We start from the raw sequence: 25,551 nt of genomic DNA on the forward strand, positions 1-25,551 counted from the left end.
CTTAGCTTTCGAGGGCGTTCCACATTTCGATGTCGCGCTCGGCCGTCCAGATGCGCGGGTGCACGTGGCCCGTCGCCTCGTCGTAGGCACGGGTCACGTCGAAGGGCATGCAGTGGTCAAAGATCACCCAGTGGCCGTAGGTCGGGCGCAGCGCGGCCACGGTTTCCTTGTAGATCACGTTGAGCGACTTGCCCTCGGCCACGCCGTTGTTCACCAGCGTGTAGACGTCGGAGATGAAGGCGCGCGTGGAGGCAATCGCCTTGCGCACGTCGGCGGCGTTTTCCAGTGCGGCGCCGCGGCCGGGCACCAGCTTCTCGAAGCCGAAGCCGGCCAGGCGGTCCAGCGTGGTGGGCCAGTCGCGGAAGTAGCAGTCGCCCGCGTAGGCGGTGCTCTGGTATTCGACGAGGTCGCCCGCGAAGCAGATCTTCTGGTCTTCGAGGTAGGCAATGGTGTCGCCCTTGGTGTGGCCGCGGCCCACTTGCGCGATCTTCACTTCGAGCTTCTTGCCCAGCCACACGCTCATGGTGCCGTCGAAGGTCATGGTGGGCCAGGTGAGGCCAGCGGGCACCGACTCGACATTGCGGAACAGGCGCGGGAAGCGGCCGATCTCGCTGGCCTTGTCCTGCTCGCCGCGCTCGACGATCAGGTCGTAGGTGTCGCGGCTGGCCAGGATCTGCTCGGCGCCTTCCTTGAAGTACGCCGACGCGCCCAGCACGCGCACCGCGTGGTAGTGGCTCAGCAGCACGTACTTGATGGGCAGCGGCGTGACTTCGCGGATGCGGCGGATCACGTCCTGCGCCATCGCGGGCGTGGCCTGGGTGTCGACCACCATCACGGCCTCGTCGCCGATGAAGACGCCGGTGTTGGGGTCGCCCTCGGCGGTGTAGGCGTAGGCGTTCTCCGAGAGACGGGTGAACGAGACCTTCTTTTCTTCGAGGTCGGCCTGGCTGGCGAATTTCTTGGTGGTCATTGGGGTTCCTTTGATGTGAGCGATGAATTCAATGCGTGCCGAGGTACGCGGACTTCACCTTGGGGTTGTCGAGCAGCTCGCGGCCGGAGCCTTCGAGCGTGATGCAGCCGGTTTCGAGCACGTAGGCGCGGTCGGCCACGCCCAGCGCCTGCTTGGCCATCTGTTCCACCAGCAGGATCGTGAGACCCGAGCTGCGCAGCTGGCGGATGGCGTCGAAGATGTCCTTGATGATGAGCGGCGCCAGGCCCAGCGAGGGCTCGTCGAGCAGCAGCAGGCGCGGCTCGCTCATGAGCGCGCGGGCAATCGCGAGCATCTGCTGCTCGCCGCCCGACAGCGTGCCGGACAGTTGATGCGCGCGTTCTTTCAAGCGTGGGAAGCGCGCGAACTCGCGCTCGATGGCGCGCTCCACGAAGGCCTTGTCGTTGCGGCGCGAGTAGGCGCCCAGCATCAGGTTCTCGCGCACGGTCTGGTCGGGGAACACGCCGCGCCCCTCGGGCGACAGCGCCACGCCCAGGCCCACGCGCTGGTGCGCGGGCACGTGCGTGCAGTCGTTGCCGTCGATGAGCACGCGGCCTTCGGCCACGGGCTCCAGCCCGACGATGCTCTTGAGCAGCGTGCTCTTGCCGGCGCCGTTGGCGCCGATGATGGTGACGACCTCGCCCGCGCGCACTTCCAGGCTCACGCCCTTGACGGCCTCGATGGCGCCGTACGAGACCTTCACCGATTCGATTTTCAACATGATGGTTTCGGTCCTCTGGCTCAGGCGGGCACGGCGGCCATGTCTTCTTCGTCGTCCACGCCCAGGTAGGCCTCGACCACGCGCGGGTTCGATTGCACCTCGGCGGGCTTGCCTTCGGCGATCTTCACGCCGTAGTCGAGCACGATCACGTGGTCGGAGATCGACATCACCAGGTCCATGTGGTGCTCCACCATCAGGATGGACACGCCGCATTGGCCGATGCGCACCAGCAGTTCGCCGAGCTCGGCGGTTTCCTGCGGGTTGAGGCCGGCGGCGGGCTCGTCGAGCAGCAGCAGCTGCGGCTCGGTGGCCAGCGCGCGTGCCAGTTCCACACGGCGCTGCAGGCCGTAGGGCAGGCTGCCGGCGGGCCAGTGCGCCAGGTGGCCCAGGCCCACGAGGTCGAGCAGCTGCAGCGCGCGCTCGCGCGTGGCGCGCTCCTGCTTGCCGGCCGTGGGCCAGGCCACGAGCGACGACAGGAAGCCGTTGCTCATGCGGCTGTGCCGGCCCAGCATCACGTTGTCGAGCACCGAGAGGTCGGCGAACAGGCGCAGGTTCTGGAAGGTGCGGCCCATGCCCAGGCAGCAGATGGTGTGCGCCGGCTGGCCCACGATGTTGCGGCCCAGGAAGCGGATCACGCCCGCGTCGGGTTCGACCACGCCGGTGAGCATGTTGATCATGGTGCTCTTGCCGGCGCCGTTCGGTCCGATGAGCGCATGGATGTGGCCGCGCTGCAGGCGGAACGACACGTCCTGCGCGGGCTTCACGCCGCCGTACGACTTGGTCACGCCCTGCACCACCAGCAGCTCGCCTTCGCCGCCGGGACCGATCTGCCCCGGCACGCCGTTGCCGCCCGCCCCTTCGCCGCGGTGGCGCGACTTGAGGAACCACTTGTTGAACAGGCCCACCACGCCGCCCGGCATGACGTACAGCGCGAACAGCAGCAGGAAGCCGTACAGGAAGTGCTGCGCCGAGGGCCAGCGCGCGAGCAGCGCGTCGGTCGCCGTGAGCAGCACCGCGCCCACGATGGGGCCGTACATCGAGCCCGCGCCGCCGAACAGCACCAGGAGCAGGATGAAGATCGACAGGTGGAAGGTGATGAAGTCGGAGTTGATGTACTGGTTTTGCTGCGCCACGAGCGCGCCCGCGATGCCGCAGGTGACGGCCGCGACCACGAAGGCCATGACCTTGGCGCGGTACACGCGCACGCCCACCGACGACGAGGCGATCTCGTCCGCCTGCAGCGACAGCAGCGCGCGGCCGAAGCGGCCCTGCAGCAGGTTGCGCAGCAGCAGGTGCAGCGCGGCGCTGAGCACGATGCCCAGGATCACCCATTGCACGCTGCTCAGCGGCTGGCCGTTCCAGGTCAGCGGGCGGATGCCGTAGATGCCCTGCGCGCCGCCGAACACGTCGGTCCATTCGCCCACGAGCTTCTCGACCACGATGCCGAAGGCCAGCGTGACCATTGCGAGGTACGGGCCCTTCACGCGCAGCGAGGGCAGCGCGATGAGCACGCCGCACACGCCGGAGACGACGGCCGCGAGCACCAGCGCCAGCCACGGGCTCAGCTCGGTGCGCGAGGTGATGAGTGCGACCGCGTAGGCACCGGCCGCAAACAGGCCGGCCTGGCCCAGCGATTTCTGTCCTGCGTAGCCGACCAGCACGTTCATGCCGGCGGCGCACAGGTAGTAGACGCACATCATGAAGGCGATGCGCAGGTAGTAGTCGTTGCCGGACAGCGAGACCAGGCCGCACAGCACGGCCGCCACCAGCACCACGGCGGCGGGATGGGCGAAGCGCTTCATACCTTCTCCACCGTCGAGCGGCCGAACAGGCCCGTGGGCCGGAAGGCCAGCACCAGGATCACGAGCGCGAACACCGCGACCTCGCGCCACTGCGCCTGCCAGAGGTTCACCATCGACTCGAGCACGCCGAGAAGAAAGCCGCCGATGACGCAGCCGCGCGGGTTGCTCAGCCCACCGATCATGGCGCCCGAGAAGCCCTTGAGCCCCACGGTCAGCCCCATGAAGAGCGAGGCCTGCGCGATGGGCGCGAGCAGGAAGCCCGACAGTCCCGCCAGCGCCGAGCTGACGACGAAGGCGCCGATCATCATGGCGTTGGTGTTAATGCCCATGAGGCTGGCGACGTTGCCGTTCTGCGCCACGGCGCGCATGGCCTTGCCGATCATGGTGCGGTTCATCACGCGGTCGAAGCCGATCATCACGACCACGGCCACGCCCAGCGTGAGCAGTTCCTGCGGGCGCACGCCCACGCCGAACATGCGGATCACGGTGTCGCCCACGGGCGCGGGCACCACCACGGGCTTCGGACCCCAGATGGCCAGGCCCACGCTCTGCAAAATCACGCCGAAGCCCAGCGTGCTCATGACCCAGGCCATGCCCGGGCGGCCCGCGAACGGACGCACGCCGAGCACGTAGAGCAGCCAGCCCAACAGGCCCATCACGCCGAGCGCGGCGACCAACGCAAACAGCTGCGCGCCCGCGCCGGGCACGGCGTCGCCGAAGGTGGTGGAACTGAGCGGCTTGCCCAGCACGAGGAACAACGCGCTCATGCCGATGAACGCACCGGCCGAGACGAACTCGCCGTGCGAGAAGTTCAGCGTCTTGGTCGTCGTGAACGTGATGCTGAATCCCAGCGCCACCAGCGCATAGGCACCGCCGACGGCGAGCCCGCTGATGAGCGCCTGCAGGAGCGCTTCAACCATGGTGTGTATCTCCGTTGCGGAACGGGGCCGTGCCCCGTTCCTTTTGTGTCTCAGACGTTTATTGCTTGAAGTCGGCCGGCTTGAGCGCACCGATCAGCGCGTCGCTGTAGGGCAGCAGCTTGCCGTCCTTCCAGCGGATCCAGACCAGGTCCTTGGCCGTGAGGGCTTCGTGGTTGGTCTTGCTGAAGGGCTTCTCGTAGGTCTTGAGCACGCCCTGCACCGGCGTCTTCAGGTCTTCGAGCGCGGCACGCACGGCGGCGCCGTCGGTGCTGTTGGCCTGCTTCATGGCCTGGGCCAGCAGCAGCACCGAGTCGTAGCCGTGCAGCGCGAACGAGAACGAGCCCGGCGCCTTCAGCTTGCTGCCGATGCGGTCGAACAGCTTCTGCTGCACGGGCGTGCGCGTCTCGCTCACGGTGCGCATGAAGATCGGCTTCTCGGCCAGCGCCTTGCCAGCCGCGTCGTAGAAGGTGATGTTGTCGGCCGCCCACGAGGTGAGCGTCAGCGGGAAGTAGTTGATCTTCTCCATGCTGCGCACCAGCTGCGCGATCGGCGTGCCCTGCGCCCACACCACGACGGTGTCGACGTTGGCGGCCTTCATCTTGGACAGCTGCGAGGTCATGTCGGTGTCGCCGACGCCGAAGCGCTCGGTGGCCGCGATCTTGATGTCCTGCAGCTTGGCGATTTCTTCCATGTCCTTCAGGCCGCCCTGGCCGTAGCCGGTGGTCTCGGCCATGAGGCCCACGACCTTGGAGCCGGCCGTGTTGCGCTTCACGTAGGCCATGAGCGCGGCGACCTGCTCGCGGTCGACCATCGAGACGCGGAACATGTAGTTGTCGGCGCCGGCACTCATCGGCTTGGTGATGTCGGTGCCAGAGCCCACGTTGCCCAGCACCGGAATCTTCTTCTGGTTGGCGATGTGCTTCCAGGCCATGGCGTTGCCCGAGTTGGTGGGGCCGAACACGGCGACGACCTTCTCGTTGTCGACCAGGTCGCTCATGTTCTGGATCGACTTCGGCGGCGCCGAGACGTCGTCGCGCGTGACCAGTGTGAACTTCCGTCCGAGCGCGCCGCCGGCGGCGTTCAGGTCGGCAATGGCCGCTTCCATGCCCAGCACCGCGGCCTGGCCGCTCTGCGCCGAAGGCGAAGCCGAGAGGTCGCCGTTGTAGCCGAGCTTGATGTCTTGCGCGTAGGCGCCGGCACTGAACGCAGCGAAGGCGGCGGTCGCGAGCAGGGTCTTGTACAGACGGATCGTTTTCATTCTTTGTCTCCTAAGGGTTGACGGACGGGGAACGGGAAATCGAAAAGGAAGAGGCGCGGCTCAGACGGCGAGGAAGCCGCCGTCCACCGGCAGCGTGATGCCGGTGACGTAGCGCGACATGTCGCTGGCCAGGAAGATCACCGGGCCCACCAGGTCTTCGGTCTGGCCGACGCGGCCCAGCGGGATGCGCGTCATGAACGACTCGAGGCGCTGCGGGTTCTCACGCGTGGCGGCGGTCATGGGCGTCTCGATCACGCCGGGTGCGAGTGCGTTCACGCGCACGCCGGCGGGCGCCAGCTCCTGCGCCAGCGACTGCGTGAGCATCTTGATGGCGCCCTTCGAGGGCGAGTAGCCCAGGCTCGCGGCCTGCCCTGCATAGGCGGCGATGGAGGCGATGTTGATGATCGAGCCCTTCGTCTGCTTGAGCACGGGGATGAAGGCCAGCGTGGTGTTGAAGGTGCCGTGCACGTTCACGTCGATGGTCTTCTTCCAGTTCGCCGCGGCGTTCGGGCTGCTGGTGGTCTCGCGGATGATGATGCCGGCGTTGTTCACCAGCAGGTCGACGTGGCCGACCTCTTGCGCCACGCGCGCCGCCAGCGCCTGGCAGGCCTCGGGCGCGGTGACGTCGAGCACGAACGACCAGGCCTCGCCGCCTTCGCTGCGCACCAGTTGTGCGGTCTCGGCCACGGTGGCTTCGTTCATGTCGGTGACGACGACGCGCGCGCCCGCCTGGGCCAGGCCGAGCGCGAGCGCGCGGCCGTTGCCCTGGCCGGCGCCGGTGATCAGCGCGAGGCGGCCTTCGAGCAGGCGCGGTGCGACATGAGGAGGAAAGGGCATGGTCGGCTCCTTGGGTTGACTATCGGAACGGGGTCAGGCGCCGCGCGGCACGGCCACGGCTTCGCGCTGCTCGACGTGCAGGGGCACGGCGGCCTCGGCCTGCGCGACCTGCAGGCCCGCGACATAGCCGAAGGTGAGCGCCGGGCCGAGCGTGATGCCCGCGCCGGGGTAGTTGCCGCCCATCACGCTGGCCGCGTCGTTGCCGACGGCGTACAGGCCCTTGATCGGCTGGCGGTCGGCGTCGAGCACGCGGGTCTTCTCGTCGGTGACGAGGCCGGCGAAGGTGCCGATGTCGCCGATGACCAGCTTGATGGCGTAGTACGGGCCGTTTTCCAGCGGCGCCACGCAGGGGTTGGGCGTGACGTTGGCGTCGCCCTGGTAGCGGTTGTAGGCCTTGCTGCCCTTGCCGAAGGCGGGGTCGTCGCCGGTGCGCGCGCCCTGGTTGAACTCCTGCACGGTGGCTTCGAGCGCGGCGGGGGCGATGCCGATTTCCTTGGCCAGCTCGCCGATGCTCGCGCCGCGCTTGAGGTAGCCGGTCTTCAGGTGGCGACCGATGGGCAGCGGCGCGGGCGCGACGCAGCCCAGGCCGTAGTCGCGCAGCGCCTTGTGGTCGCACAGCAACCAGGCCGTGACCTCGGGCTCGCCCTCGCAGGCCTTGACCATCGCCTGCACGAAGTCGTGGTACGAGTTGCCTTCGTTGGCGAAGCGCTTGCCCTTGGGCGTGACCGCGATCACGCCCGGCTTGGCGCGGTCGATGAAGTGCGGCATGACGCCCTTGCTGCCGTCGGGGCGCGTGGTGACCGAGGCCGGCACCCAGGCCGCCGCGTGCGGGATGGTGCCGTCGACGCGGCCGCCCACGGCTTCGGCCAGGCGCAGGCCGTCGCCGGTGTTCGTGGAAGGCGACGGCGAGTAATGCTCCTTGCCCGTCGGTGCGTGCGGGAACAGCTGCTTGCGGCGCTCCACGTCGTACGGGAAACCGCCGCAGGCCAGCACCACGCCACGCCTGGCGGTGATGCGCACCGTCTTGCCTTCGTGCTGCACCACGGCGCCCGAGACGCCGTCGTACTCGACCACGAGCTTCTTCACGGGCGACGAGAGCCACACGGGAATGTCCAGGTCCATCGCGGCCTTGGCCAGCCGGCCGGCCAGCGCGTTGCCGTTGGTCAGCGTCATGCCGCGGCCGTGGCGCACCACGTCCAGGAAGTGCCGGGTCAGGCGCTTGGTCACGTACCAGAACGAGGTCGGCGACTTGAAGGCCCGCATGAAGTGTTTGATCTCGGGGCCCGAGCCCAACATCATCCCGAACACCGTGAGCTCGGGCAGCGGCGGCGCCAGGTGCTTGATGCGCGCACCGAGCTCGCGGCCGTCGAACGGGCGCGTGACCATCGAGCGCCCGCCGGGCTGGCCGCCGGGCGCTTCGGCGTGGTAGTCGGGGAAGACGGCCGGCATGTCGAACTGCACGCAGGTCTGGCGCGTGAAGAAGTCGATGGCCTTGGGGCCCATGTCGAGGAAGGCACCCACGCGCGCCGCATCGAAGTGCGTCGTGGTCTCGTGCTTCATGTAGTCGAGCGCCGCGCCGGGCGGCTCATGGATGCCCTGCTCCGTGGCCAGGCGCGTGCCCGGAATCCACAGCCAGCCACCCGAGCGCGCGGTGGTGCCGCCGAAGCGCGGCTCTTTCTCGACCACCAGCACCTTCAAACCCTGCGACGCCGCCGTGACGGCGGTGGCCATGCCCGACGCGCCGCTGCCGACGACGAGGACATCGCATTCCCACGTGTTCTGTTCCATCTCTGCCTCTGTTCGCTCTCGTGTTGTGTGTACGACTTAAGTTGCGGCGGAGTGTAGGCAGCGATGTTGATATGGTCAAGTCGTTTAGTTACTATCAGATGATCAGTCATCGTCGATTGAACACGACAATATCAGTAGAAACCCTGATGGCTATACTCGCTCCCACTCTCAACCCCCACGCCGGGCGCCCCATGGAAAAGCCAAGACGTGGCATTCAATCCGTCGAAATCGGAACGCAATTGCTGGTCGCGCTCGGCCGGCACGTGGCGCCCATGGCGCTGCGCGATCTCGGCAAGGCCGCGGGCGTGCCGGTCGGCAAGGCGCACCCCTACCTGGTGAGTTTTCTGAAGGTCGGCTTCGTGGTGCAGGACGGCACCGGCCGCTACGAGCTGGGCCCGCTGGCCCTGCAGCTGGGCCTGGCCAAGCTGCAGCGGCTCGACCCGATCAAGGAAGCGTCGCCCCTCATCGAGGCGCTCGCCTCCGAGACCGAACAGAGCATCGCGGTCGCGGTCTGGGGCAACTTCGGGCCGACCGTGGTGCGGCTGGAAGAACCGATCCACCCGCTGCACGTGAACCTGCGCACCGGCACCGTGATGTCGCTGGCCTACACGGCCACGGGCCGGCTGTTCGCGGCCTACCTGCCGCCGAAGGTGGTGGAAAAAATGATGCTCGAAGACCTGGCGCGCACGCGCCCGGCCGACGGGCGCGGCGCCAGCGAAGAGCTGTCGAAGTCGCAGATCGAGGCGCTGCTGGTCGAGACGCGGTTGCACGGCATCTCGCGCACGCTGGGCCAGCCGATTCCGGGCATCGACGCCTTCTGCGCGCCGGTGTTCGACTCGACCAACAACCTGGTGCTGGGCATCACGGCCATGGGCCCCGAGGCCACCTTCGACAGCGACTGGAACGGCCGCGTGGCCGTGCCGCTGAAGGCCTGCGCACTCGAAATCTCGCGCCGCCTGGGCTTCGTGCCCACCGACGAAGCGGGCTGAACCGCCGGCCCGTGCCGTGTAGGCAGGCGCTCACGCGCTTGGTTTGCCTTATCCCGCACGCGCGGGCCGCAGACGCGGCCACCGTAGAGGCCTACCTACCTCACGGAGACCGGTCATGAAAAGCATCATCCTTTGGCTCTGCGGCGTCCCGCTGATCGTGATCATCGGGCTGAAGGTGTTCGGCATTCTCTGACCGGCCACGAGCCACGACGAACGATCCCGCTTCCTCCTCACGGCGCTTCTTGCGTCGTTACAGCGCCCCTCCCGGGGCGCTTTTTTTGCGGATCGATCCGGTCAGTGCCGCTCAGTGGGTATCGCGGCGCAGCTGCTGCACGTCTTCATGCAGCGAATGCGCCCAGCTGCGGCGTTCGCGGCTGTACGAAGGCTGCGGCTCGCCGAAGCGCACGATGGCCAAGAGCGGCGGCGCGCGCAGCGTGTTCCACACCGAGGCCAGCAGGTTGTCGTCGTCGATGTAGCGCGGCGCCTGGCTGGTTTCGCCGGTGGCGGCATCAGCAAAGCGCAGCGCGGCCGGGATCACCGGCGCACCCGAGGAAATCGCGGCCTGCAGCAGGTTGGCGTGGAACGGCAGCAGCCCGCGCCCATCGCTCGTGGTGCCTTCGGGGAACACGCCGATCAGGTCGCCGCCGCGCAGCGCCTCGGTCATGTGATGCACCACGCGCATGGCATCGCGCCGGCGTTCGCGCTCGATGTAGAGCGTGCCCGAGCCCGTGGAGAGCGTGCCGATCACCGGCCACTGCTTGACGTCCGACTTCGACACGAAGCGCACATGGCGCGCCGCATGGATGGCGGTGATGTCGAGCCATGAGAGGTGGTTGCAGATGAGCAGCGCGGGCCCGTGCGCGGGCGGCTCGCCCTGCACGCGCAGCGTGACGCCCATGATCTGCAGCATGCGCGCCGACCAGACCTGCACGCGCGCGTTGCGCTCGTCCTGCGGCAGGCGGGGGAAGGTGAAGCGGATCGTCCACCAGCCCGACAGCGCATGCGAGGCCGCATGCAGCAGGCGCCAGCCGGCCTTCAACGAGTGCAGCATCTGGACGCGGGCCCTCTTCTTCTTTTTGATGGCGTGCCGTGTGGCGGGCGGCTGTCGCTCAGCCGTGCACGACGCGACCGGCCACCAGCGTGTGGCGCGCGCGCCCTTGCATCGGGTAGCTGGAGAACGGCGTGTGCTTGCCCTGGCTGCGCAGCGCCTCGGGCACCACCTGCCATTCGAGCGACGGATCGGCGATGCACAGGTCGGCCACGCCGCCCTCGGCGATGCGGCCGATGCCGCTGGCCGCGTCGGCCGCGTTCAGCAGGCGCGCCGGCGCCGAGGTGACCACCTCGATGGCGCGCGCCAGGCCCGCGCCGCTGCGCTCGCCCCACTGCAGCGCGAGCGGCAGCAGCAGTTCGAGGCCGGTGGCGCCGGGCTCGGCTTCGGCAAAAGGCAGGGTCTTGGCGTCGGCCTCGACCGGCGTGTGATCGGACACCAGCGCGTCGATGGTGCCGTCGGCCAGCGCGGCCGAGAGCGCGTCGCGGTCGCCTTGCTGGCGCAGCGGCGGGTTCAGGCGCGCGCGGCTGTCGAAGAAGCCGATGTCGGTGTCGGCCAGGTGCAGCGAGTTGATGCTGACGTCGCAGGTGATCGGCAGGCCCTGCGCCTTGGCCTCGCGCACCAGCGCCACGCCGCGGGCGCTGGAGATGCGGCACAGGTGCACGCGCGCGCCGGTGCTCTTCATGAGCTCGATGATGGTGAAGATGGCGATCGTCTCGGCCGCCACCGGCACGCCGCCCAGGCCCAGCCGCGTGGCGAGCGCGCCGCTGGCGGCCACGCCCTTGCCGAGGTCGCGGTCCTGCGGGCGCAGCCACACGGTGTAGCCGAAGGTGCTGGCGTACGACAGCGCGCGCTGCAGCACCTGCGTGTCGGCCAGCGGCACGTCGGCCTGGCCGAAGCCGATGCAGCCGGCCTCGGTGAGCTCGGCCATTTCGGTGAGCACGCCGCCGGCCAGGTTGCGCGTGAGCGCGCCGAGCGGGAACAGGCGCGCGCACTGCAGCTTTTCGGCGCGGAACTTGAGCATCTCGACCAGGCCGGGCTCGTCGAGCACGGGGTCGGTGTCGGGCGGGCACACGAGGCTGGTCACGCCGCCCGCGATGGCCGCGGCCATTTCGCTTTCGAGCATGCCTTCGTGCTCGTAGCCCGGCTCGCGCAGGCGCGCGGCGAGGTCGACGAGGCCGGGGGTGACGATGCAGCCCGTGGCGTCGAGGGTGCGCTCGGGCTTGAAACCCGCCGGTGCGCGTCCGATGCCGGCGATCTTGCCGTCGGCGATGGCGATGTCGGTGGGCTTGTCGGTGCCCGAGGCGGGGTCGACCACGCGGCCGTTGGTGATGAGGATGTTCATGCTTCGTTACCGGCGACGATGCTCATCACGGCCATGCGGACCGCGATGCCGAAAGTGACCTGCGGAAGGATCACGCTCTGCTTGCCGTCGACCACGGCGGAGTCGATCTCCACGCCGCGGTTGATCGGGCCCGGGTGCATCACGATGGCGTCGGGCTTGGCCAGCTGCAGTTTTTCCTGCGTGAGGCCGAAGGTCTTGAAGAACTCCTGCGACGAGGGCAGCAGCGCGCCGCTCATGCGCTCGTTCTGCAGGCGCAGCATGATGACGACGTCGCAGTCCTTGATGCCTTCTTCGAGCGTGTGGCACACGCGCACGCCCATGCCGGCCATGTCGGCGGGCACCAGCGTCTTGGGGCCGACCACGCGCACTTCGGCGCAGCCGAGCGTGGTGAGCGCATGGATGTCGGAGCGCGCCACGCGCGAGTGCAGCACGTCGCCGACGATCGCGACCGTGAGGTTCGAGAAGTCTTTCTTGTAGTGGCGGATCGTGTACATGTCGAGCAGCCCCTGCGTCGGGTGCGCGTGGCGGCCGTCGCCGGCGTTCACCACGTGCACGTGCGGCGCGACGTGCTGCGCGATCAGGTACGGCGCGCCCGACTCGCTGTGGCGCACCACGAACAGGTCGGCGGCCATGGCGCTCAGGTTGGCGATGGTGTCCAGCAGCGACTCGCCCTTGGTGGCCGAGGAGCGCGCGATGTCGAGATTGATGACGTCGGCGCTCAGGCGCTTGGCCGCGATCTCGAAGGTGGTGCGGGTACGCGTGCTGTTCTCGAAGAACAGGTTGAACACGCTCTTGCCGCGCAGCAGCGGCACCTTCTTCACCTCGCGGTCGCTCACGCTCGTGAAGTTGGCGGCCGTGTCGAGGATGTGCGTGACGATGTCCTTGGGCAGGCCCTCGATCGACAGCAGGTGGATCAGCTCGCCGTTCTTGTTGAGCTGCGGATTTCGCTTGTAGAGCATTACTTGTTGTCCTCCACCTTGAGGCTGAAGGCGCCGTCGTCGGCGCGTGCGAGAGCGAGCAGTTGGGTGTCGGGCAGCTTGAGCGTCGTTGCCGCGAAGTCGGCGGCCACGGGCAGTTCGCGACCACCGCGGTCGACCAGCACGGCCAGGCGCACGCAGGCGGGACGCCCGAAGTCGAACAACTCGTTGAGCACCGCGCGAATCGTGCGGCCGGTGTAGAGCACGTCGTCGAGCAGCAGCACGTCGGCGCCGTTCACGTCGAAGGGCAGCGCGGTCTGCGCGCTGGCCGAGAGGCCGCGGCGCGCGAAGTCGTCGCGGTGCATGGCCGACGAGATGACGCCGGGGGCGCCGGGCAGGCCCAGGTCTTTCTGCAGGCGCTCGACCAGCCAGGCGCCGCCGGAGGTGATGCCCACCAGTTTCGTCTCGGGGCGCATCAGCGCCTTCACGCCGGACAGCAGCGTCGTGTAGAGCACTTCGGCATCGGGGATTGAACTCACGGGAGACTCCTCAAAAACTGTTCCAGGATGATGCAGGCCGACGCCGCGTCGGCATCGCGGGCGCCGGAGGCCAGCGCCTCGGTGGTGCTGTAGCGCTCGTCCACCTCGAACACCTGGAGATTGAAACGGCCGCGCAACTGGCGCGCGAACTTCTGGGCGCGGCGGGTGTTCTCGTGCGGGGCGCCGTCGGGGTGATAAGGCACGCCGACCACCAGCGCGTCGGGCTGCCATTCCTTGATGCGCGCCTCGACCTGGGCAAAACGGGCGTCGGCGCCCTCGGCCTTGATGGTGGCCTGCGGGGTCGCCGTGCGCAGCAGCCGGTTGCCGCTGGCCACGCCGGTGCGCTTGGCGCCGAAGTCGAAGGCCAGGAAGCTCTGGAAATGCGCGGGAACGGGAACGGAAGCAGGGGCGGATGCAGGCGCGTCGGACATGACGTCGCTCATGCGTGGCCCGCGTCGGGAGACAAGGTCCAGGCTTCGAGCCCCAGGAGCATCAGCGCCTTGTCGTACCGCTTTTCCACCGGCGTATCGAAGATCACGGCCGGGTCGGCCAGCACGGTGAGCCAGCTGTTCTCGGCCAGTTCGGACTCCAGCTGGCCCTCGCCCCAGGCCGAATAGCCCAGCGAGACCAGCACCTTGCGCGGGCCGGCGCCGGTGGCCAAGGCCTCCAGCACGTCCTTGGAGGTGGTCATTTCGAGCCCGCCGGGGATGGTCATGGTCGAGGCGTAGACCGATTCCTCGGGCTTCTCGGCCTGGGTGAACACCGGCTCGTGCAGCACGAAGCCGCGCTCGGTCTGCACCGGGCCACCCTGGAAAACGGGGGCGTCGCCCAGCTCGGGGCGGGCCAGGTGCAGCTCGATCTTCTCGAACAGCACCTTGAGGTTGATGTCGCTGGGTTTGTTGATCACCAGCCCGAGCGCGCCGCGCTCGCTGTGTTCGCAGAGGTAAACGACGCTGCGGTTGAAAGTTTTGTCTTCCATCCCCGGCATCGCGATCAGAAAGTGATGCGTCAGGTTCATCGGGGCAGAATCGGCAGCCATATGCCCCCGATTTTACTGGCCGTCGACAAGACCTATCCCAAAGGGCTCATGTGGTTTCGCCGGGACCTGCGGGTAGACGACAACGCGGCGCTGTACCGGGCGCTGCGGGCCTGCCGGCAGGTGGTGTGCGTTTTCGTGTTCGACCGGGCGATCCTGGACGCCCTGCCCCGCGCGGACCGGCGGGTCGAATTCATCCGCGAATCGCTGGTGGAGCTCGAAGCCGAGCTGCGCGGCCTGGGCAGCGGGCTCATCGTGCGGCACGCGGTGGCCGCCGAGGAGATTCCGGCGCTGGCCCACACGCTCGACGTGCAGGCGGTGTTCGCCAACCGCGACGACGAGCCCGAGGCCCTGGCGCGCGACGCCCGGGTGCTCGGCGCGCTGGCCAACACGGGCATCAGCTTCCACACCTTCAAGGACAGCACGGTCTTCGACCGCGACGAGGTCATGACCAAGGCCGGCCTGCCCTACACGGTGTTCACGCCGTACAAGCGGGCCTGGCTGGCGAAGGTGGATTCGTTCTTCCTGAAGCCGTACCCGGTGCGCAGCCACGCCGACGCGCTCGCCCCGCCGCCCCCGGCCCTGGGCGGGGCGGTACCCACGCTGGGTGAGATCGGCTTCGAAAGCACCAACCTCCAGACGCTGGAGATTCCCACCGGCACGCGCGGCGCGGGCGCGCTGTTCGAAGACTTTTTCGAGCGCATCGACCGCTACGACGAGGCGCGCAACTTTCCGGCCGTGCGCGGCCCCAGCTACATGGGCGTGCACCTGCGCTTCGGCACGGTGTCGATCCGGCAACTGGCCAGCGTGGCGCACCAGCTGGCGCTGCAGGGCAACACCGGCGCCGCGACCTGGCTCAGCGAGCTGGTCTGGCGCGACTTCTACTTCCAGATCCTGGCGCACTTCCCGCACGTGCACGCGAACGGCGAATCGAAGAGCTTCCGCCCCGAGTACGACAAGATCCAGTGGCACCACGGCAAGCACGCCGACCAGCTGTTCGACGCCTGGTGCGAAGGCCGCACCGGCTACCCGCTGGTCGATGCGGCGATGCTGCAGATCCGGCAGAGCGGCTACATGCACAACCGGCTGCGCATGGTGGTGGCGAGCTTCCTGTGCAAGGACCTGGGGCTGGACTGGCGGCGCGGCGAGCGCTACTTCGCGCTGCACCTGAACGACTTCGAGCTGGCCTCGAACAACGGCGGCTGGCAGTGGGCCAGCTCGACCGGCTGCGACGCCCAGCCCTACTTCCGCATCTTCAACCCCGTGACGCAGAGCGAACGCTTCGACCCCGAAGGCAAGTTCATCCGCCGCTACCTGCCGCAGCTCGCGGGCCTGTCGAACGTGGCGATCCACGCGCCGTGGATGGCGTCGCCGGTCGAGCTGGAGGCAGCGGGCGTCAGGCTGGGCGAAAACTACCCGAAGCCGGTGGTGGACCACGCCGAGGCGCGGGAGAAGACGATGCAGCGCTATGCGGCGGCGCGGGCCAAGGCCCTGCAAAAGCCGTAACCCAAGAAAAAAGGGCCCCGAGGGGCCCTTTTCTTTTTCGCGCCGATTGCCGGCGCCGCCGAGGCCGGTCAGGCTACCGCCAGCGCGGCCGGCTCGCTCGTGTAGGCACGCACCAGGCGCAGCAGTTCCTCTTCCGAGTACGGCTTGCCCAGGTAGTGGTTCACGCCCAGGTCGCGGGCGTACTCGCGGTGCTTCTCGGCGATGCGCGAGGTGATCATGATGATCGGCAGCTCGGCCAGAGCCACGTCGGCGCGGATGTTGCGGGCCAGGTCGAAGCCGTCCATGCGCGGCATCTCGATGTCCGACAGCACCACGGCCGGGCGCTCCTGCTGCAGGCGCTCGAGCGCCTGCAGGCCGTCGGCCGCAAGCGACACGCGGTAGCCTTCGCGCTGCAGCAGGCGCTGCGTGACGCGGCGCACGGTGATGGAGTCGTCCACCACCAGCACGAGCGGGATCTGCGGCACCACCGGAGCAAAGGCGGCCGGCGTCTGCGGCGCGCCGGTGTCCACCGAAGCGGCATGCGTCGGCGCGGCCAGCGCGGCGGTCTGGCGCGCACGCGCCTGGTCGCCGTGCACCGCGGCCAGCGCCACCGGGTTGTAGATCAGCGCCACCGCGCCCGAAGCCAGCACCGAGATGCCGGCCAAACCGGGCAGCCGCGCGAGCTGCGGGCCGAGGTTCTTCACCACGACTTCCTGGTTGCCCAGCACTTCGTCCACGTGCAGGGCCACGCGCTGCGCCGCGCTTCGCACGATCACCAGCGTGTTGTTCTTGGTGGCGGCGTGCTCGCTGCGGATGGAGTGCTGCAGCAGCGCGCCGGCCCAGTAGAACGGCACCTGCTCGGTGCCGAAGGCGAAGCTGTGGTTCAGGTAGGCGGCTTCGAGGTCGGCACCGCTCACGCGCTGCACCAGTTCCACGAGGTTCGACGGCACGCCGATCGACACCTCGCCCGCGCGCAGCATCACCACGTGCGTCACGGCGGTGGTCAGCGGCAGCACCAGCTTGAAGGTCGTGCCCTGGCCCGGCGTGCTGTGCGTTTCGATGCGGCCGCCGAGCGCGGCGATCTGCGCGCGCACCACGTCCATGCCGATGCCGCGGCCGGCCAGTTCGGACACCTGTCCTGCCGTGGAGAAGCCGGGCTTGAAGATCAGCTCGGTGGCCTCTTCGGGCGACAGGTCCTGGTCGGGGCCGAGCAGGCCGAGGGCGCGGGCGCGTTCGGCGATGCGCTTCTGGTCGAGGCCTGCGCCGTCGTCGCGGAAGCTCACCGACACGTCGTTGCCTTCGTGGTGCAGGTCGATGACGATGAGGCCGCTGGCGTCCTTGCCAGCCTTCTCGCGCGCCGCCACATCCTCGATGCCGTGCGCCACGCAGTTGCGCAGCAGGTGTTCGAAGGCGGGCGTCATGCGGTCGAGCACGCCGCGGTCCATTTCGATGGAGCCGCCGACGATGTCCAGGCGCACCTGCTTGCCGGTGTCCTTCGAGGCCTGGCGCACCACGCGGTACAGGCGGTCGGAGATGCCTTCGAACTCCACCATGCGCGTGCGCAGCAGGCCGCGCTGCAGTTCGCGCGTCTGGCGCGCCTGTACGCTCAGGTCGTCTTCCGTGGCCTGCACGGTCTTTTGCAAGGTGCGCTGCACGGTGGCCACGTCGTTCACCGACTCGGCCATCATGCGCGTGAGTTCCTGCACGCGGGTGAAGCGGTCGAACTCGAGCGGGTCGAAGCTCTGCTGCGAATCCTTGGCTTGCGCCAAACGAGACTGCATCTGGCTTTCGGCCTGCACCTCGATGTCGCGCAGCTGCTGGCGCAGGCGGTCGAGGTTGCCCGTGAGGTCGGCGAGCGAGCCGCGCAGCTGGCCGAGTTCGGCCTCGAGGCGCGAACGCGTGATGATGACCTCGCCGGTCTGCGCGACCAGGCGGTCGAGCAGCTGGGTGCGGATGCGCACCGCCTGGCCCGAGGCCGCGCGCAGCGGCGCGAGCAGGGCCGGCGCGGGGCGCGGCAGCAGGGACGACGGGGCTTCCACGGCGGATTCGGCGGAAGCCGCTTCGGCCTGGTCGTCGTTCGCCGACTCGCGCACCTCGGGCGCCGCCTGCACGCGCTGGATGGCGGGTGCGGTCGGGCTGGCGGTGGCGATCAGCTGGGCCACTTCGACCTGGGCGGCGTCGTCGGCCGCGCGCAGGGCGTCGAAGGTGTGTTGCAGCGTGTCCAGGCGCGTGAGCAGCTTCTCGATGTCGGCCCGCTCCGCCCCCTGGGAGCCCAGCAGTTCGATCTCGGACTCCATGCGGTGCGCGCGCTCGCCCAGGCGCATGGCGCCGGCCAGCCGTGCGCTGCCCTTGAGCGTGTGCAGCGTGCGCAGCACCGAGGCGCGCGGCGCGGCGTCGTCGGGGTGGTGCGACCACTGGCGCAGCGCCTCGCCCAGCTGGGGCATCAGTTCGGCAGCCTCTTCCTCGAAGATCGGGAACAGGTCGACGTCGACCGCATCGGCCAGGTCGATGGCGTCTTCGTTGTCGTCCAGTACCACGTCGGCAAAGGCGTCGTTGGCGACGACCTGCTTGGGCAGCAGCGTCTCGAAGCGGGCCGCGGCGATCTCCGGTGGCATCGGCGCGGCGGCAATCTCGCGCAGCGCCTGCAGCGTGGCTTCGGACGGGTCACGCAGGAAGCCGACGGCGAACTGGTGCAGCAGGCGACGCAGCTCGTCGGCCGCGGCGACCAGCACGACGCCCTGTTCGCGTGTGCCGCTGCCCTGCATCTGCAGATGCTGCAGCGCCGATTCGAGCAGGCGGGCCATGCCCGACAGGCTGTGGAAGCCGACGGTGGCCGAGCTGCCGGCCAGCGAATGCGCCAGCGCGATGGTCGAGTCGGGCAGGCGCTCGTGGGTTTCGAGCGCCCATTCGCCGACATCGGTCGCCAGCTGGCGGGACCATTCGTCGGCTTCGTTGAGGTAGACGTTGTACAGCGCGATGCCGATGCGCAGCGGGCCGATCACCTTGACCTGGTCTTCGGCGCTCGGCGCGATGGAAGACTCGGGTTCAGGAATGGCCTCGGCCAGCACGGGCTCAGGCTCCGACACGGGCTCCGGTTCGGCCACGACGGCGGCTGGCAGCTCTTCGACGACAGCAGGGACCTCGGGGGCGACTTCGATGGCCGCCGACACAGGTTCCGGCTCCGGCTGCAGTTCAACCGGCACTTCCAATGCGGGCAGTTCTTCGGCGGCCTCGATGACTTCGACAGGTGCCACCGTCTCGGCGACAGGCTCCGCAGCCGCCAGCGGCAGCGGCTCCGGCGCCCATTCGAGATCGGGCAGGCCCGATGCGGTCGGCACCGTCGCTTCGATTTCCGGCACGGGCTCGGGCTCGGCGTGCGACACGGCGGGCTCGGCCGGTGCATGCGTCTTCGGGGGTGCGAGGAAATCGAAATCGTCGCCGCTGGGCAGCACGTCGAGCGGCGCGGGCGCTGTGCTCTGCTTGCCTTCGAAGTCGAGGAAGTCGGTGGAGGCGAAATCGTCGTCGGGCTCGGGTGTGACAGGCTTGGTCGGTGCGTGTGGCGCTTCTTGCGCCTGCTGCCAATCGGAGAAGTCCAACGTGGCGTCAGGGGCGGCGACATCTTGCGGCGTCAGCGACAGGTCGGGGAGCTCAGGCAGCTCCGGCAGTGCGAGCGGCGCCGGATCGGCGGCGATGTGGCGCGCGGCCACCGCGAGCGCTTCGGCGTCGGCCACGCGCACCGGTGCGGGCACGGGCTCGCCGGCCAGCAGCGCGTTGGCCACGCGGCTGAACGGTGCCGAGTGCCAGCTGCCTGCATCGCCGGCGGCGATGGCTTCGACCCACTGGCTGAAATCGCGCAGCATGCGCTCGGTGCTCGACAGCAGCTCGGGCGTGGCATCGCGCTGGTCGGCCAGCCAGGTGTTGAGCACCTGCTCGAGCGACCAGGCGGCGTCGCCGAAGTCGGTGAGGCCGACCATGCGCGAGCTGCCCTTGAGCGTGTGGAACGCGCGGCGCAGGATGGTGAGTTCTTCGGTGTCGCCGGGACGGTTGCCGAGCGCGGCGATGGCGGCCAGGCCGTTGCCCACCACTTCGCGGGCTTCGTCCAGGAAGATGTTCTGCAGGTCGTCTTCTTCGAGCTCGGTGACCTCGGTGTCGGGCAGCGCCGACGGGCCCGTGATCTTGGTGGTCCAGCTCTCGGCCTTGCGGCTGAATTCCTCCAGCGGCGACGGCTTGGTCTTGCGATTGGGCGTCGCCAACGCGGCGAGCTTGGAGGCGATCTGCGCGTCGACCTCCTCGATGCTGAGCACGGGCTCGGCGGCCGGTGCGGCGGCGCCTTCGGCCGGGGCCGCGGCATCGATGGCCTGGCGGCCCATCAGCGGCTTGAGTTCGCCCGCTTCGGCATCGAACACGAACAGGCGCTTGGCCAGTGCGGGCTGGTAGCCCAGCATGTCGATGAGGAAACCGAGCGCGCCCAGGTTGTTGCCGAGCGCGTCGAAGGTGGCCATTTCCTCGACGGGCGAGCGGTTGACCTGCAGCATCTGCTCGACGTCGTCGCGCATGCGCTGCACGGTGTGCGCGGCCTGTTCGAGCCCCAGCACCGAGAACACGCCGCGCATCTGCATGAGCTGCGTGGGCACGGTGCGCAGCAGCGGCTTTTCGGCCGGGCGGCGGAAATACTGGTCGAGCGACTTCTCGAGTTCGCTCAGGTGGCTGCGCAGCTCGTCGACCACGGTGCCCATGGTCTGGCGGTCGCTGACGCGGCGGTACAGGTCCTCCATCCACGGCTCGAGCGGCTCGGAACGGCCGCCGTCGCGCACGCGTTCGATGCGGCCGGCCAGCTGCAGCGTGCGGGCCGTGAGTTGCGGGTCGCTGGGGTCGAGGTCTTCGAGCGCGGCTTCGAGGTAGAGCACCGAGGTGGCGACTTCCATCGCCAGTTCGGTGTCGGGCGGCTGGCCGGAACGCACCGAGGCGTCCACGGCGTGCGTCAGCGCCTGCACCATCGGCTGGCTCGGCGGGTGCAGCTTCAGCAGCGATTCGCCGAGCTGCGCGAAGGTGTCGGCCACCTGCCGCGTGCGCGTGATGTCGCCGCCCGAGAGCGCCGACCACATCTCCTTGGCGGTCTCGATGCGCTTGCGCGCCTGCGAGAGCACCAGCGGGTCGAAGCGGCCGAACTGCACCACGGTGTAGTCGACGCGCGGTTCCTGCGTCACGCCCCAGGCGCTGCGCACGGTGCGCAGCGTGGCGGCGTCGTCCTGCGCGCCGGGCACGGCCTGGGCGCAGAAGAACAGCAGGTCCTGGCCGAGGCGGTCGGATACGACGCTGTCGCCGCGCGCCAACGTGGCGTACTGCAGCAGCACGCGCGAGGCGGCGCGCTTGACGTAGGTGTCGGCGGGAATCAGGCCCAGCGCGAGGGCTTCGAAGAAGCCCGCGGCCAGCGTCCAGAAGCTCGCGACGCGCGGCAGCAGCGCACCGCGCCCGAGCCCCAGGCACAGCGCATGCAGCCGTCGCGCGGCCTGCGCGTCGCCGCTCTTGACCAGCTGCAGCACCTCGCGGTCGAGCCGCGAACGCACGGCCGGGTCATAAGCGAGCGCCGCTTGCGTGAGGGCCGGCTTGACCTCGACCCAGCGCCAGGCGGTGCTCCACAGGTCCGCCGGATGGACGCGCTCATTGCCGCCCAGCTCCAGCACGTCGCGGTACTGCGGAAACAGCGCCACCGACGACACGGCCTTGCCGGCCAGCAGTGCGCTGAGGAAATCGGTGACGGCGAAGCCGGCACGCTCGATCTTGTGCACGGCACTCTCGGTGCAGCGCTGCGGTTCGGCGATGAAGCCCTGCACCGCGAATTCGATGGTGCCCAGCACCAGCGCAGGCGAGCTGTGGCCGACCATCTGCAGCGCGCCGACGGCCTGGTGCAGTTGCTGGCGGGCCATCTGCAGCGGGCCGCTCTCGGGCTCCGTGGCACTGCCCACGTCGCGCACGAAACGCCGCAGCGACTTGCCGACACCGTCGAGGGATTTCTGGATTTCTCCCAGCACCCAGGCCAGCGGCCCGAGGTCTTCGGTGGCCGGCATGTTGCCGGCGAGGGGGGCCGTGGCAGGGGTTTGAATCGACACGTGGTTGCTCGCCGTTCTTATCTATCTGTTGTCACGCGATCTTGAAACGAGCGACCGAGCGACGCAGTTCTTCGGCCATCTGCGAGAGCTCGCGCACCTGCTGGGCCGTGGTCCGCGTGCCTTCTCCGGTCTGTTCCGTCACGGCAAAAATGTGCTGGATGTTGGCGGCCACCACGTTGGCCGAATCGGCCTCGCGGGAGGCGGACTGCGAAATCTGCTCGATGAGGTCAGCGAGTCGGCGCGACACGCGGTCGATCTCGGACAGCGCGGTACCCGCGTTGTCGGACAGCTTGGCCCCTTCGACCACACCCTGCGTGGAGCGCTCCATGGCGCCCACCGCATCCTGCGTGTCGGTCTGAATCGCCTTCACCAGCGCCGAGATCTGGCGCGTGGCGTCTGCGGAGCGTTCGGCCAGTCGCTGAACTTCTTCCGCCACCACCGAGAAGCCTCGGCCGGCTTCACCGGCGGATGCCGCTTGAATGGCGGCGTTCAGGGCCAGCACGTTGGTCTGTTCGGTAATGTCCGAGATCAGCTCGGTGATTTCGCCAATCTCTTGCGACGATTCGCCCAGGCGCTTGATCCGCTTGGAAGTTTCCTGGATCTGGTCGCGGATCGAGTTCATACCGCCGATGGCGTTCTGCACGGCCTGCAGGCCCGACGATGCGGCTTGCAGCGACTGGCGCGCCACCGTGGCGGACTCTTGCGCTTGCGAGGACACGCCGTTGATTCGCTCGGCCATGGTCAGCACCGACTGGCCGGTTTCGCGAATTTCGCGCAGCTGCTCGGTCGAGGCGGCGAGCAGTTCAGTCGAGGTGTTTTCCACCTGCGACGTCGTCTGCGCCACGCGGGTTGCCGTGTTCTGCACGTTGCCCACCAGCAAACGCAGTTCTTCCACCGTGTAGTTCACCGAGTCGGCGATGGCGCCGGTGATGTCCTCGGTCACGGTCGCTTCCTGCGTCAGGTCGCCTTCGGCCACTGTCTGCAGTTCGTTCATCAGCCGAAGAATGGCGGCCTGGTTGGCGTTGTTCACGCGGCCGGCTTCTTCAGACGCCTGCTCGGCAGCCAGACGCTCGCGTTCGGCGACGGCGGCACGTTCGCGGCCTTCGCGCACCTGCACGAAACCGATGGCGCCGGCCAGAGCCAGGGCGGCCAGCGACAGCACGAACAGCAGCACGATGGTGCCGGCGCCCAGGCCGGTGCGTGCCGAGAGCTTCTCTTGCAGTTCGCCCAGCGACTTACGCAGCGGCTCGCTGTCGGTCAGGATGGACGCCTGTGCTTCGCGCGCGGCCACCAGGCCTTGCAGGTTGCCCAGAATGGCCGAGGCCTGTGTGCGCATCTGCTCGTAGGTCTTCAGGATGGCTTCGAGCTGCTGGCGCGTCTGCGGGTCTTTCGAGCCGGGGAAGCGCTGTTGCGCGTTGCCGTCGAGAAGGCCGCGGGTGGTTTCCTGGAAGGTGTTCAGGTCCTTGCCCAGCAGGAACACGGCGTCGGGGTTCACACCCTCGACCGTGAAGAACTCGTTGGTCGACTTGCCGATGCGCTGCGTCAGCATCACGAGCTGGCCGGCGGCCGAGATCTCGGGCAGCGTGGCGTTCTGCTGCATCTTCAGCGACGCGACGGTTTCCGTCATTTCGAGCAGCGTGGACGACTGCTGGTTGATGTCGCGCAAGGCGGCACCCACCTGCGTCAGGATCTGGCGCTGGGCCAGCACGGCCTTGGCGCTGGTGTCGGCGCGGGCGACCAGCGGGTTGATCTTGTTCATCTCCTCGTCGTACTGGTTGCCGACGGCTTCCAGGCGCAAGGCGTCGTCGCCGTTGGTCAGGCCCTGCACGCGGCGCGAGAGGTCGTCGGCGCTGTCCTTCACTTCGACGAACGCCGAGGCGCTGCCGACGAGGGCCTGCGAGATCGACTTGGCCAGGCGCTGCGACTGCATCAGCGACTGGCCGGTGGCCGCCACCTGCTGCGCCAGGCGTTCCGCGCGAAGGATGGCGGAGCCGGCCACCAGCAACAGCGCCAGCACCACGATGGCCAGCATGATGGCCAGCACGCGCTGCTGCTTGGCGGGGTTGGCGCCCATGCCGCCGCCCGCGGCGGGGGCCAGCGGAACCGCTTCGAGCGTGGCCGCGTTGGCAGCCTCGACGGACGCCGGATCGCCCAGCGCGTCGATGCCGCCGAAGCCGGTGTCGGCTGTGGCGGCGGATGCGCCCTCGCCCTTCTTGGCGAGGCGGATCGTTTTTTCGTCCGGAACCTGAACCGTGTCGACATCGTCGAGCGATATCGAACCGGAGCCGTCGACGCGGGCCTTGTCGTTCCCGTTGGTCGCGGGGAGTAATTTCTTGAACTTGTCGGCGATCGAGCTCACGGTCGGTCCTTCAGGTGGTTGCCAGTGCCATGTGCCGAAGCACTACGCACCAATACTCAAAAACTGGGGTTGCTGCGAAAGCGCCTGCAGGTTGACTTCCTGCCAGCGCTCTCCTGCTGCGTCGGTGTACAGATGCCCGTGCCAGGCCGGGGCCTCTGCGCCCGGGGCGTCGGCGGCCGTGAAGGCCTCCGCACCCCGCAACCCCGCCAGTCGATCGACCAGCAATGCGCAGTTGACTTCGAGCAGCTCGTTGAATGCCACGAGCCGCGATTGGATGCGTGCCGCCTCGGTGGCGGCGGGGGCGCCCGGCGCACCGGACGCAAACGCCGACAGCTGCACGACGCCGTACAGGCCGCCGCGCAGGTTGGCGACGCCGAGGAACCAGGGCTCCGTGTAGGGCACGGGCTGGGGCGGCGTCCAGGGAAAGATTTCGCCGGCGTGCGCCAGCGGAAAGAGGTACTTGCCCTCACCCGCCTCGACCGCCAGCCAGCTCGCGGCCACGCCCGTGGTGCGCGCGGCCTGGAGGCGGCTCGCAAGCCGGGACTGGAAGGCGCGCAGCGCGTCGCGATTCGCCATGGAGTGCGCAGGTACCCGCTCAGGCGAGCGCGCTGATCTTGGACATCAGATCGGCCGCGTTGACCGGCTTCACGATGTAGTCGCGTGCGCCCTGGCGCATGCCCCAGACACGATCGGTTTCCTGGTTCTTGCTGGTGCACAGGATGATCGGAATGGCGGCGTACTTCGGGTCGCGGGCGATGGCGCGCGTGAGCTGGAAGCCGTTCTGGCCGGGCATGACCACGTCCATGAGGATCAGGTCGGGGTGGTCTTCCTCGAGGCGGCGCATCGCGTCGTCGGCGTTTTCGGCCGTCTTCACGGAGAAACCGTTCTTCTGGAGGAGGTCGGTCAGGAACACCAGTTCCGTCTTGGAGTCGTCGACGACGAGGATTTTTCGAATGGGCATTACTGCACTTCCTGTTGAACAATGCCAAACTGCTGCACGGCCTGCAGCAGCTGGTCTTTGGTGAATGGCTTGGTGAGATAGTCCTGGGACCCGACCATGCGGCCGCGGGCCTTGTCGAATACGCCATCTTTCGAAGACAGCATGACGACCGGGACATTGGAGAAATGCGCGTTGCGCTTGATGATGGCGCAGGTCTGATAGCCGTCGAGGCGAGGCATCAGGATGTCGCAGAAAATCAGGTGAGGCTTGTGGTCGTTAACCTTGGAGAGCGCGTCGAAGCCGTCTTCCGCGAGAAGAACCTCGTGCCCACCCTGCTTCAGAAAAATCTCGGCACTGCGCCGGATGGTGTTGCTGTCATCGATGACCAGCACCTTGTAACCAGATCCATTCGGGCCCATTGCAAACGCTCCTGCTCATGAGACTTGGATGCCCGCCGCGCCGAACATCG

20 protein-coding genes are annotated in these 25,551 nt (G+C 68.5%); 2 read left to right on the forward strand and 18 right to left on the reverse strand.

Going from position 1 to position 25,551, the window contains the following annotated elements; all coding sequences use genetic code 11:
• Position 1 precedes the first annotated feature (1 nt).
• From ACAM42_RS28260 to ACAM42_RS28290, 7 genes are read right to left on the reverse strand one after another with little or no spacing between them, the layout of a single operon-like run.
• Entirely contained in the window at positions 2-970 is a 969-nt protein-coding gene (locus tag ACAM42_RS28260) for an MBL fold metallo-hydrolase (protein ID WP_095746773.1), read from the reverse strand.
• Positions 971-998: 28 nt separating this feature from the next.
• A complete protein-coding gene (locus ACAM42_RS28265) occupies positions 999-1,709 on the reverse strand; it encodes an ABC transporter ATP-binding protein (RefSeq protein ID WP_369630135.1) in 711 nt (236 codons plus the stop codon).
• A gap of 20 nt (positions 1,710-1,729) precedes the next feature.
• Positions 1,730-3,511, reverse strand: a complete 1,782-nt coding sequence (locus ACAM42_RS28270) for an ATP-binding cassette domain-containing protein (protein WP_369630136.1) — start codon at positions 3,509-3,511, stop codon at positions 1,730-1,732.
• A complete protein-coding gene (locus ACAM42_RS28275) occupies positions 3,508-4,431 on the reverse strand; it encodes a branched-chain amino acid ABC transporter permease (RefSeq protein WP_062469725.1) in 924 nt (307 codons plus the stop codon). Before ACAM42_RS28275 ends, ACAM42_RS28270 begins: the two co-directional genes overlap by 4 nt.
• Before the next feature lie 58 nt (positions 4,432-4,489).
• Entirely contained in the window at positions 4,490-5,689 is a 1,200-nt protein-coding gene (locus ACAM42_RS28280) for an ABC transporter substrate-binding protein (RefSeq protein ID WP_062469728.1), read from the reverse strand.
• Between the two features lie 60 nt (positions 5,690-5,749).
• A complete protein-coding gene (locus ACAM42_RS28285; protein ID WP_369630137.1) occupies positions 5,750-6,526 on the reverse strand; it encodes an SDR family NAD(P)-dependent oxidoreductase in 777 nt (258 codons plus the stop codon).
• A 33-nt stretch (positions 6,527-6,559) separates the two neighbouring features.
• Entirely contained in the window at positions 6,560-8,314 is a 1,755-nt protein-coding gene (locus ACAM42_RS28290; RefSeq protein WP_369630138.1) for an FAD-dependent oxidoreductase, read from the reverse strand.
• Positions 8,315-8,505: 191 nt separating this feature from the next.
• On the opposite strand from ACAM42_RS28290, the gene ACAM42_RS28295 reads away from it, so the two are divergent.
• Positions 8,506-9,303: an IclR family transcriptional regulator gene (locus tag ACAM42_RS28295; protein ID WP_070062752.1), complete on the forward strand. Its 798-nt coding sequence runs from the start codon at positions 8,506-8,508 to the stop codon at positions 9,301-9,303.
• 304 nt (positions 9,304-9,607) lie between these two features.
• Here the strand turns inward: ACAM42_RS28295 and ACAM42_RS28300 are convergent, their stop codons facing one another.
• From ACAM42_RS28300 to ACAM42_RS28325, 6 genes are read right to left on the reverse strand one after another with little or no spacing between them, the layout of a single operon-like run.
• The gene (locus tag ACAM42_RS28300) at positions 9,608-10,354 is read right to left on the reverse strand and encodes a lysophospholipid acyltransferase family protein (RefSeq protein WP_369630139.1); all 747 of its coding nucleotides are present in this window, start codon (positions 10,352-10,354) and stop codon (positions 9,608-9,610) included.
• Positions 10,355-10,412: 58 nt separating this feature from the next.
• Complete coding sequence (locus ACAM42_RS28305; protein ID WP_095746780.1) at positions 10,413-11,696, reverse strand: dihydroorotase; 1,284 nt, start codon at positions 11,694-11,696, stop codon at positions 10,413-10,415.
• Entirely contained in the window at positions 11,693-12,655 is a 963-nt protein-coding gene (locus ACAM42_RS28310) for an aspartate carbamoyltransferase catalytic subunit (protein ID WP_056577783.1), read from the reverse strand. The genes ACAM42_RS28305 and ACAM42_RS28310 overlap by 4 nt, the downstream gene beginning before the upstream one ends.
• Positions 12,655-13,152 carry a bifunctional pyr operon transcriptional regulator/uracil phosphoribosyltransferase PyrR gene (pyrR, locus tag ACAM42_RS28315; RefSeq protein WP_369630140.1) on the reverse strand — a complete coding sequence of 166 codons (498 nt, stop codon included), beginning with the start codon at positions 13,150-13,152 and terminating at the stop codon, positions 12,655-12,657. The genes ACAM42_RS28310 and pyrR overlap by 1 nt, the downstream gene beginning before the upstream one ends.
• Positions 13,149-13,583, reverse strand: a complete 435-nt coding sequence (gene ruvX / locus ACAM42_RS28320) for a Holliday junction resolvase RuvX (protein ID WP_159279476.1) — start codon at positions 13,581-13,583, stop codon at positions 13,149-13,151. Before ruvX ends, pyrR begins: the two co-directional genes overlap by 4 nt.
• A gap of 8 nt (positions 13,584-13,591) precedes the next feature.
• On the reverse strand, positions 13,592-14,191 hold the full coding sequence (locus tag ACAM42_RS28325) for a YqgE/AlgH family protein (protein ID WP_095948042.1): 600 nt from the start codon (positions 14,189-14,191) through the stop codon (positions 13,592-13,594).
• Between ACAM42_RS28325 and ACAM42_RS28330 the strand changes: the two genes are divergently transcribed.
• Entirely contained in the window at positions 14,192-15,694 is a 1,503-nt protein-coding gene (locus ACAM42_RS28330) for a deoxyribodipyrimidine photo-lyase (RefSeq protein WP_369630141.1), read from the forward strand.
• A gap of 68 nt (positions 15,695-15,762) precedes the next feature.
• Here ACAM42_RS28330 and ACAM42_RS28335 read toward each other — a convergent pair whose 3' ends face one another.
• From ACAM42_RS28335 to ACAM42_RS28355, 5 genes are read right to left on the reverse strand one after another with little or no spacing between them, the layout of a single operon-like run.
• Complete coding sequence (locus ACAM42_RS28335) at positions 15,763-21,783, reverse strand: Hpt domain-containing protein (protein ID WP_369630142.1); 6,021 nt, start codon at positions 21,781-21,783, stop codon at positions 15,763-15,765.
• A gap of 31 nt (positions 21,784-21,814) precedes the next feature.
• Positions 21,815-24,142 carry a methyl-accepting chemotaxis protein gene (locus ACAM42_RS28340; RefSeq protein WP_095948039.1) on the reverse strand — a complete coding sequence of 776 codons (2,328 nt, stop codon included), beginning with the start codon at positions 24,140-24,142 and terminating at the stop codon, positions 21,815-21,817.
• A 42-nt stretch (positions 24,143-24,184) separates the two neighbouring features.
• Positions 24,185-24,718, reverse strand: a complete 534-nt coding sequence (locus tag ACAM42_RS28345; RefSeq protein ID WP_062479111.1) for a chemotaxis protein CheW — start codon at positions 24,716-24,718, stop codon at positions 24,185-24,187.
• Between the two features lie 19 nt (positions 24,719-24,737).
• Positions 24,738-25,103, reverse strand: coding sequence for a PleD family two-component system response regulator (locus ACAM42_RS28350; RefSeq protein WP_062479114.1), 366 nt, complete (start codon positions 25,101-25,103; stop codon positions 24,738-24,740).
• Entirely contained in the window at positions 25,103-25,501 is a 399-nt protein-coding gene (locus ACAM42_RS28355) for a PleD family two-component system response regulator (protein ID WP_021012487.1), read from the reverse strand. The genes ACAM42_RS28350 and ACAM42_RS28355 overlap by 1 nt, the downstream gene beginning before the upstream one ends.
• Between the last annotated feature and the right edge of the window lie 50 nt (positions 25,502-25,551).

It is taken from the genome of Variovorax sp. V35 (assembly GCF_041154465.1).
GTDB lineage: Bacteria > Pseudomonadota > Gammaproteobacteria > Burkholderiales > Burkholderiaceae_C > Variovorax > Variovorax boronicumulans.

Coding starts and splice junctions, on each gene's coding strand:
- ACAM42_RS28285 (WP_369630137.1), bottom strand. CDS start 6,526: ATGCCCTTTCCTCCTCATGTCGCACCGCGCCTGCTCGAAGGCCGCCTC.
- ACAM42_RS28330 (WP_369630141.1), top strand. CDS start 14,192: ATGCCCCCGATTTTACTGGCCGTCGACAAGACCTATCCCAAAGGGCTC.
- ACAM42_RS28310 (WP_056577783.1), bottom strand. CDS start 12,655: ATGCTCTACAAGCGAAATCCGCAGCTCAACAAGAACGGCGAGCTGATC.
- ACAM42_RS28325 (WP_095948042.1), bottom strand. CDS start 14,191: ATGGCTGCCGATTCTGCCCCGATGAACCTGACGCATCACTTTCTGATC.
- ACAM42_RS28345 (WP_062479111.1), bottom strand. CDS start 24,718: ATGGCGAATCGCGACGCGCTGCGCGCCTTCCAGTCCCGGCTTGCGAGC.
- ACAM42_RS28300 (WP_369630139.1), bottom strand. CDS start 10,354: ATGCTGCACTCGTTGAAGGCCGGCTGGCGCCTGCTGCATGCGGCCTCG.
- ACAM42_RS28290 (WP_369630138.1), bottom strand. CDS start 8,314: ATGGAACAGAACACGTGGGAATGCGATGTCCTCGTCGTCGGCAGCGGC.
- ACAM42_RS28280 (WP_062469728.1), bottom strand. CDS start 5,689: ATGAAAACGATCCGTCTGTACAAGACCCTGCTCGCGACCGCCGCCTTC.
- ACAM42_RS28295 (WP_070062752.1), top strand. CDS start 8,506: ATGGAAAAGCCAAGACGTGGCATTCAATCCGTCGAAATCGGAACGCAA.
- ACAM42_RS28275 (WP_062469725.1), bottom strand. CDS start 4,431: ATGGTTGAAGCGCTCCTGCAGGCGCTCATCAGCGGGCTCGCCGTCGGC.
- ruvX (WP_159279476.1), bottom strand. CDS start 13,583: ATGTCCGACGCGCCTGCATCCGCCCCTGCTTCCGTTCCCGTTCCCGCG.
- ACAM42_RS28305 (WP_095746780.1), bottom strand. CDS start 11,696: ATGAACATCCTCATCACCAACGGCCGCGTGGTCGACCCCGCCTCGGGC.
- ACAM42_RS28355 (WP_021012487.1), bottom strand. CDS start 25,501: ATGGGCCCGAATGGATCTGGTTACAAGGTGCTGGTCATCGATGACAGC.
- ACAM42_RS28350 (WP_062479114.1), bottom strand. CDS start 25,103: ATGCCCATTCGAAAAATCCTCGTCGTCGACGACTCCAAGACGGAACTG.
- ACAM42_RS28260 (WP_095746773.1), bottom strand. CDS start 970: ATGACCACCAAGAAATTCGCCAGCCAGGCCGACCTCGAAGAAAAGAAG.
- ACAM42_RS28270 (WP_369630136.1), bottom strand. CDS start 3,511: ATGAAGCGCTTCGCCCATCCCGCCGCCGTGGTGCTGGTGGCGGCCGTG.
- ACAM42_RS28265 (WP_369630135.1), bottom strand. CDS start 1,709: ATGTTGAAAATCGAATCGGTGAAGGTCTCGTACGGCGCCATCGAGGCC.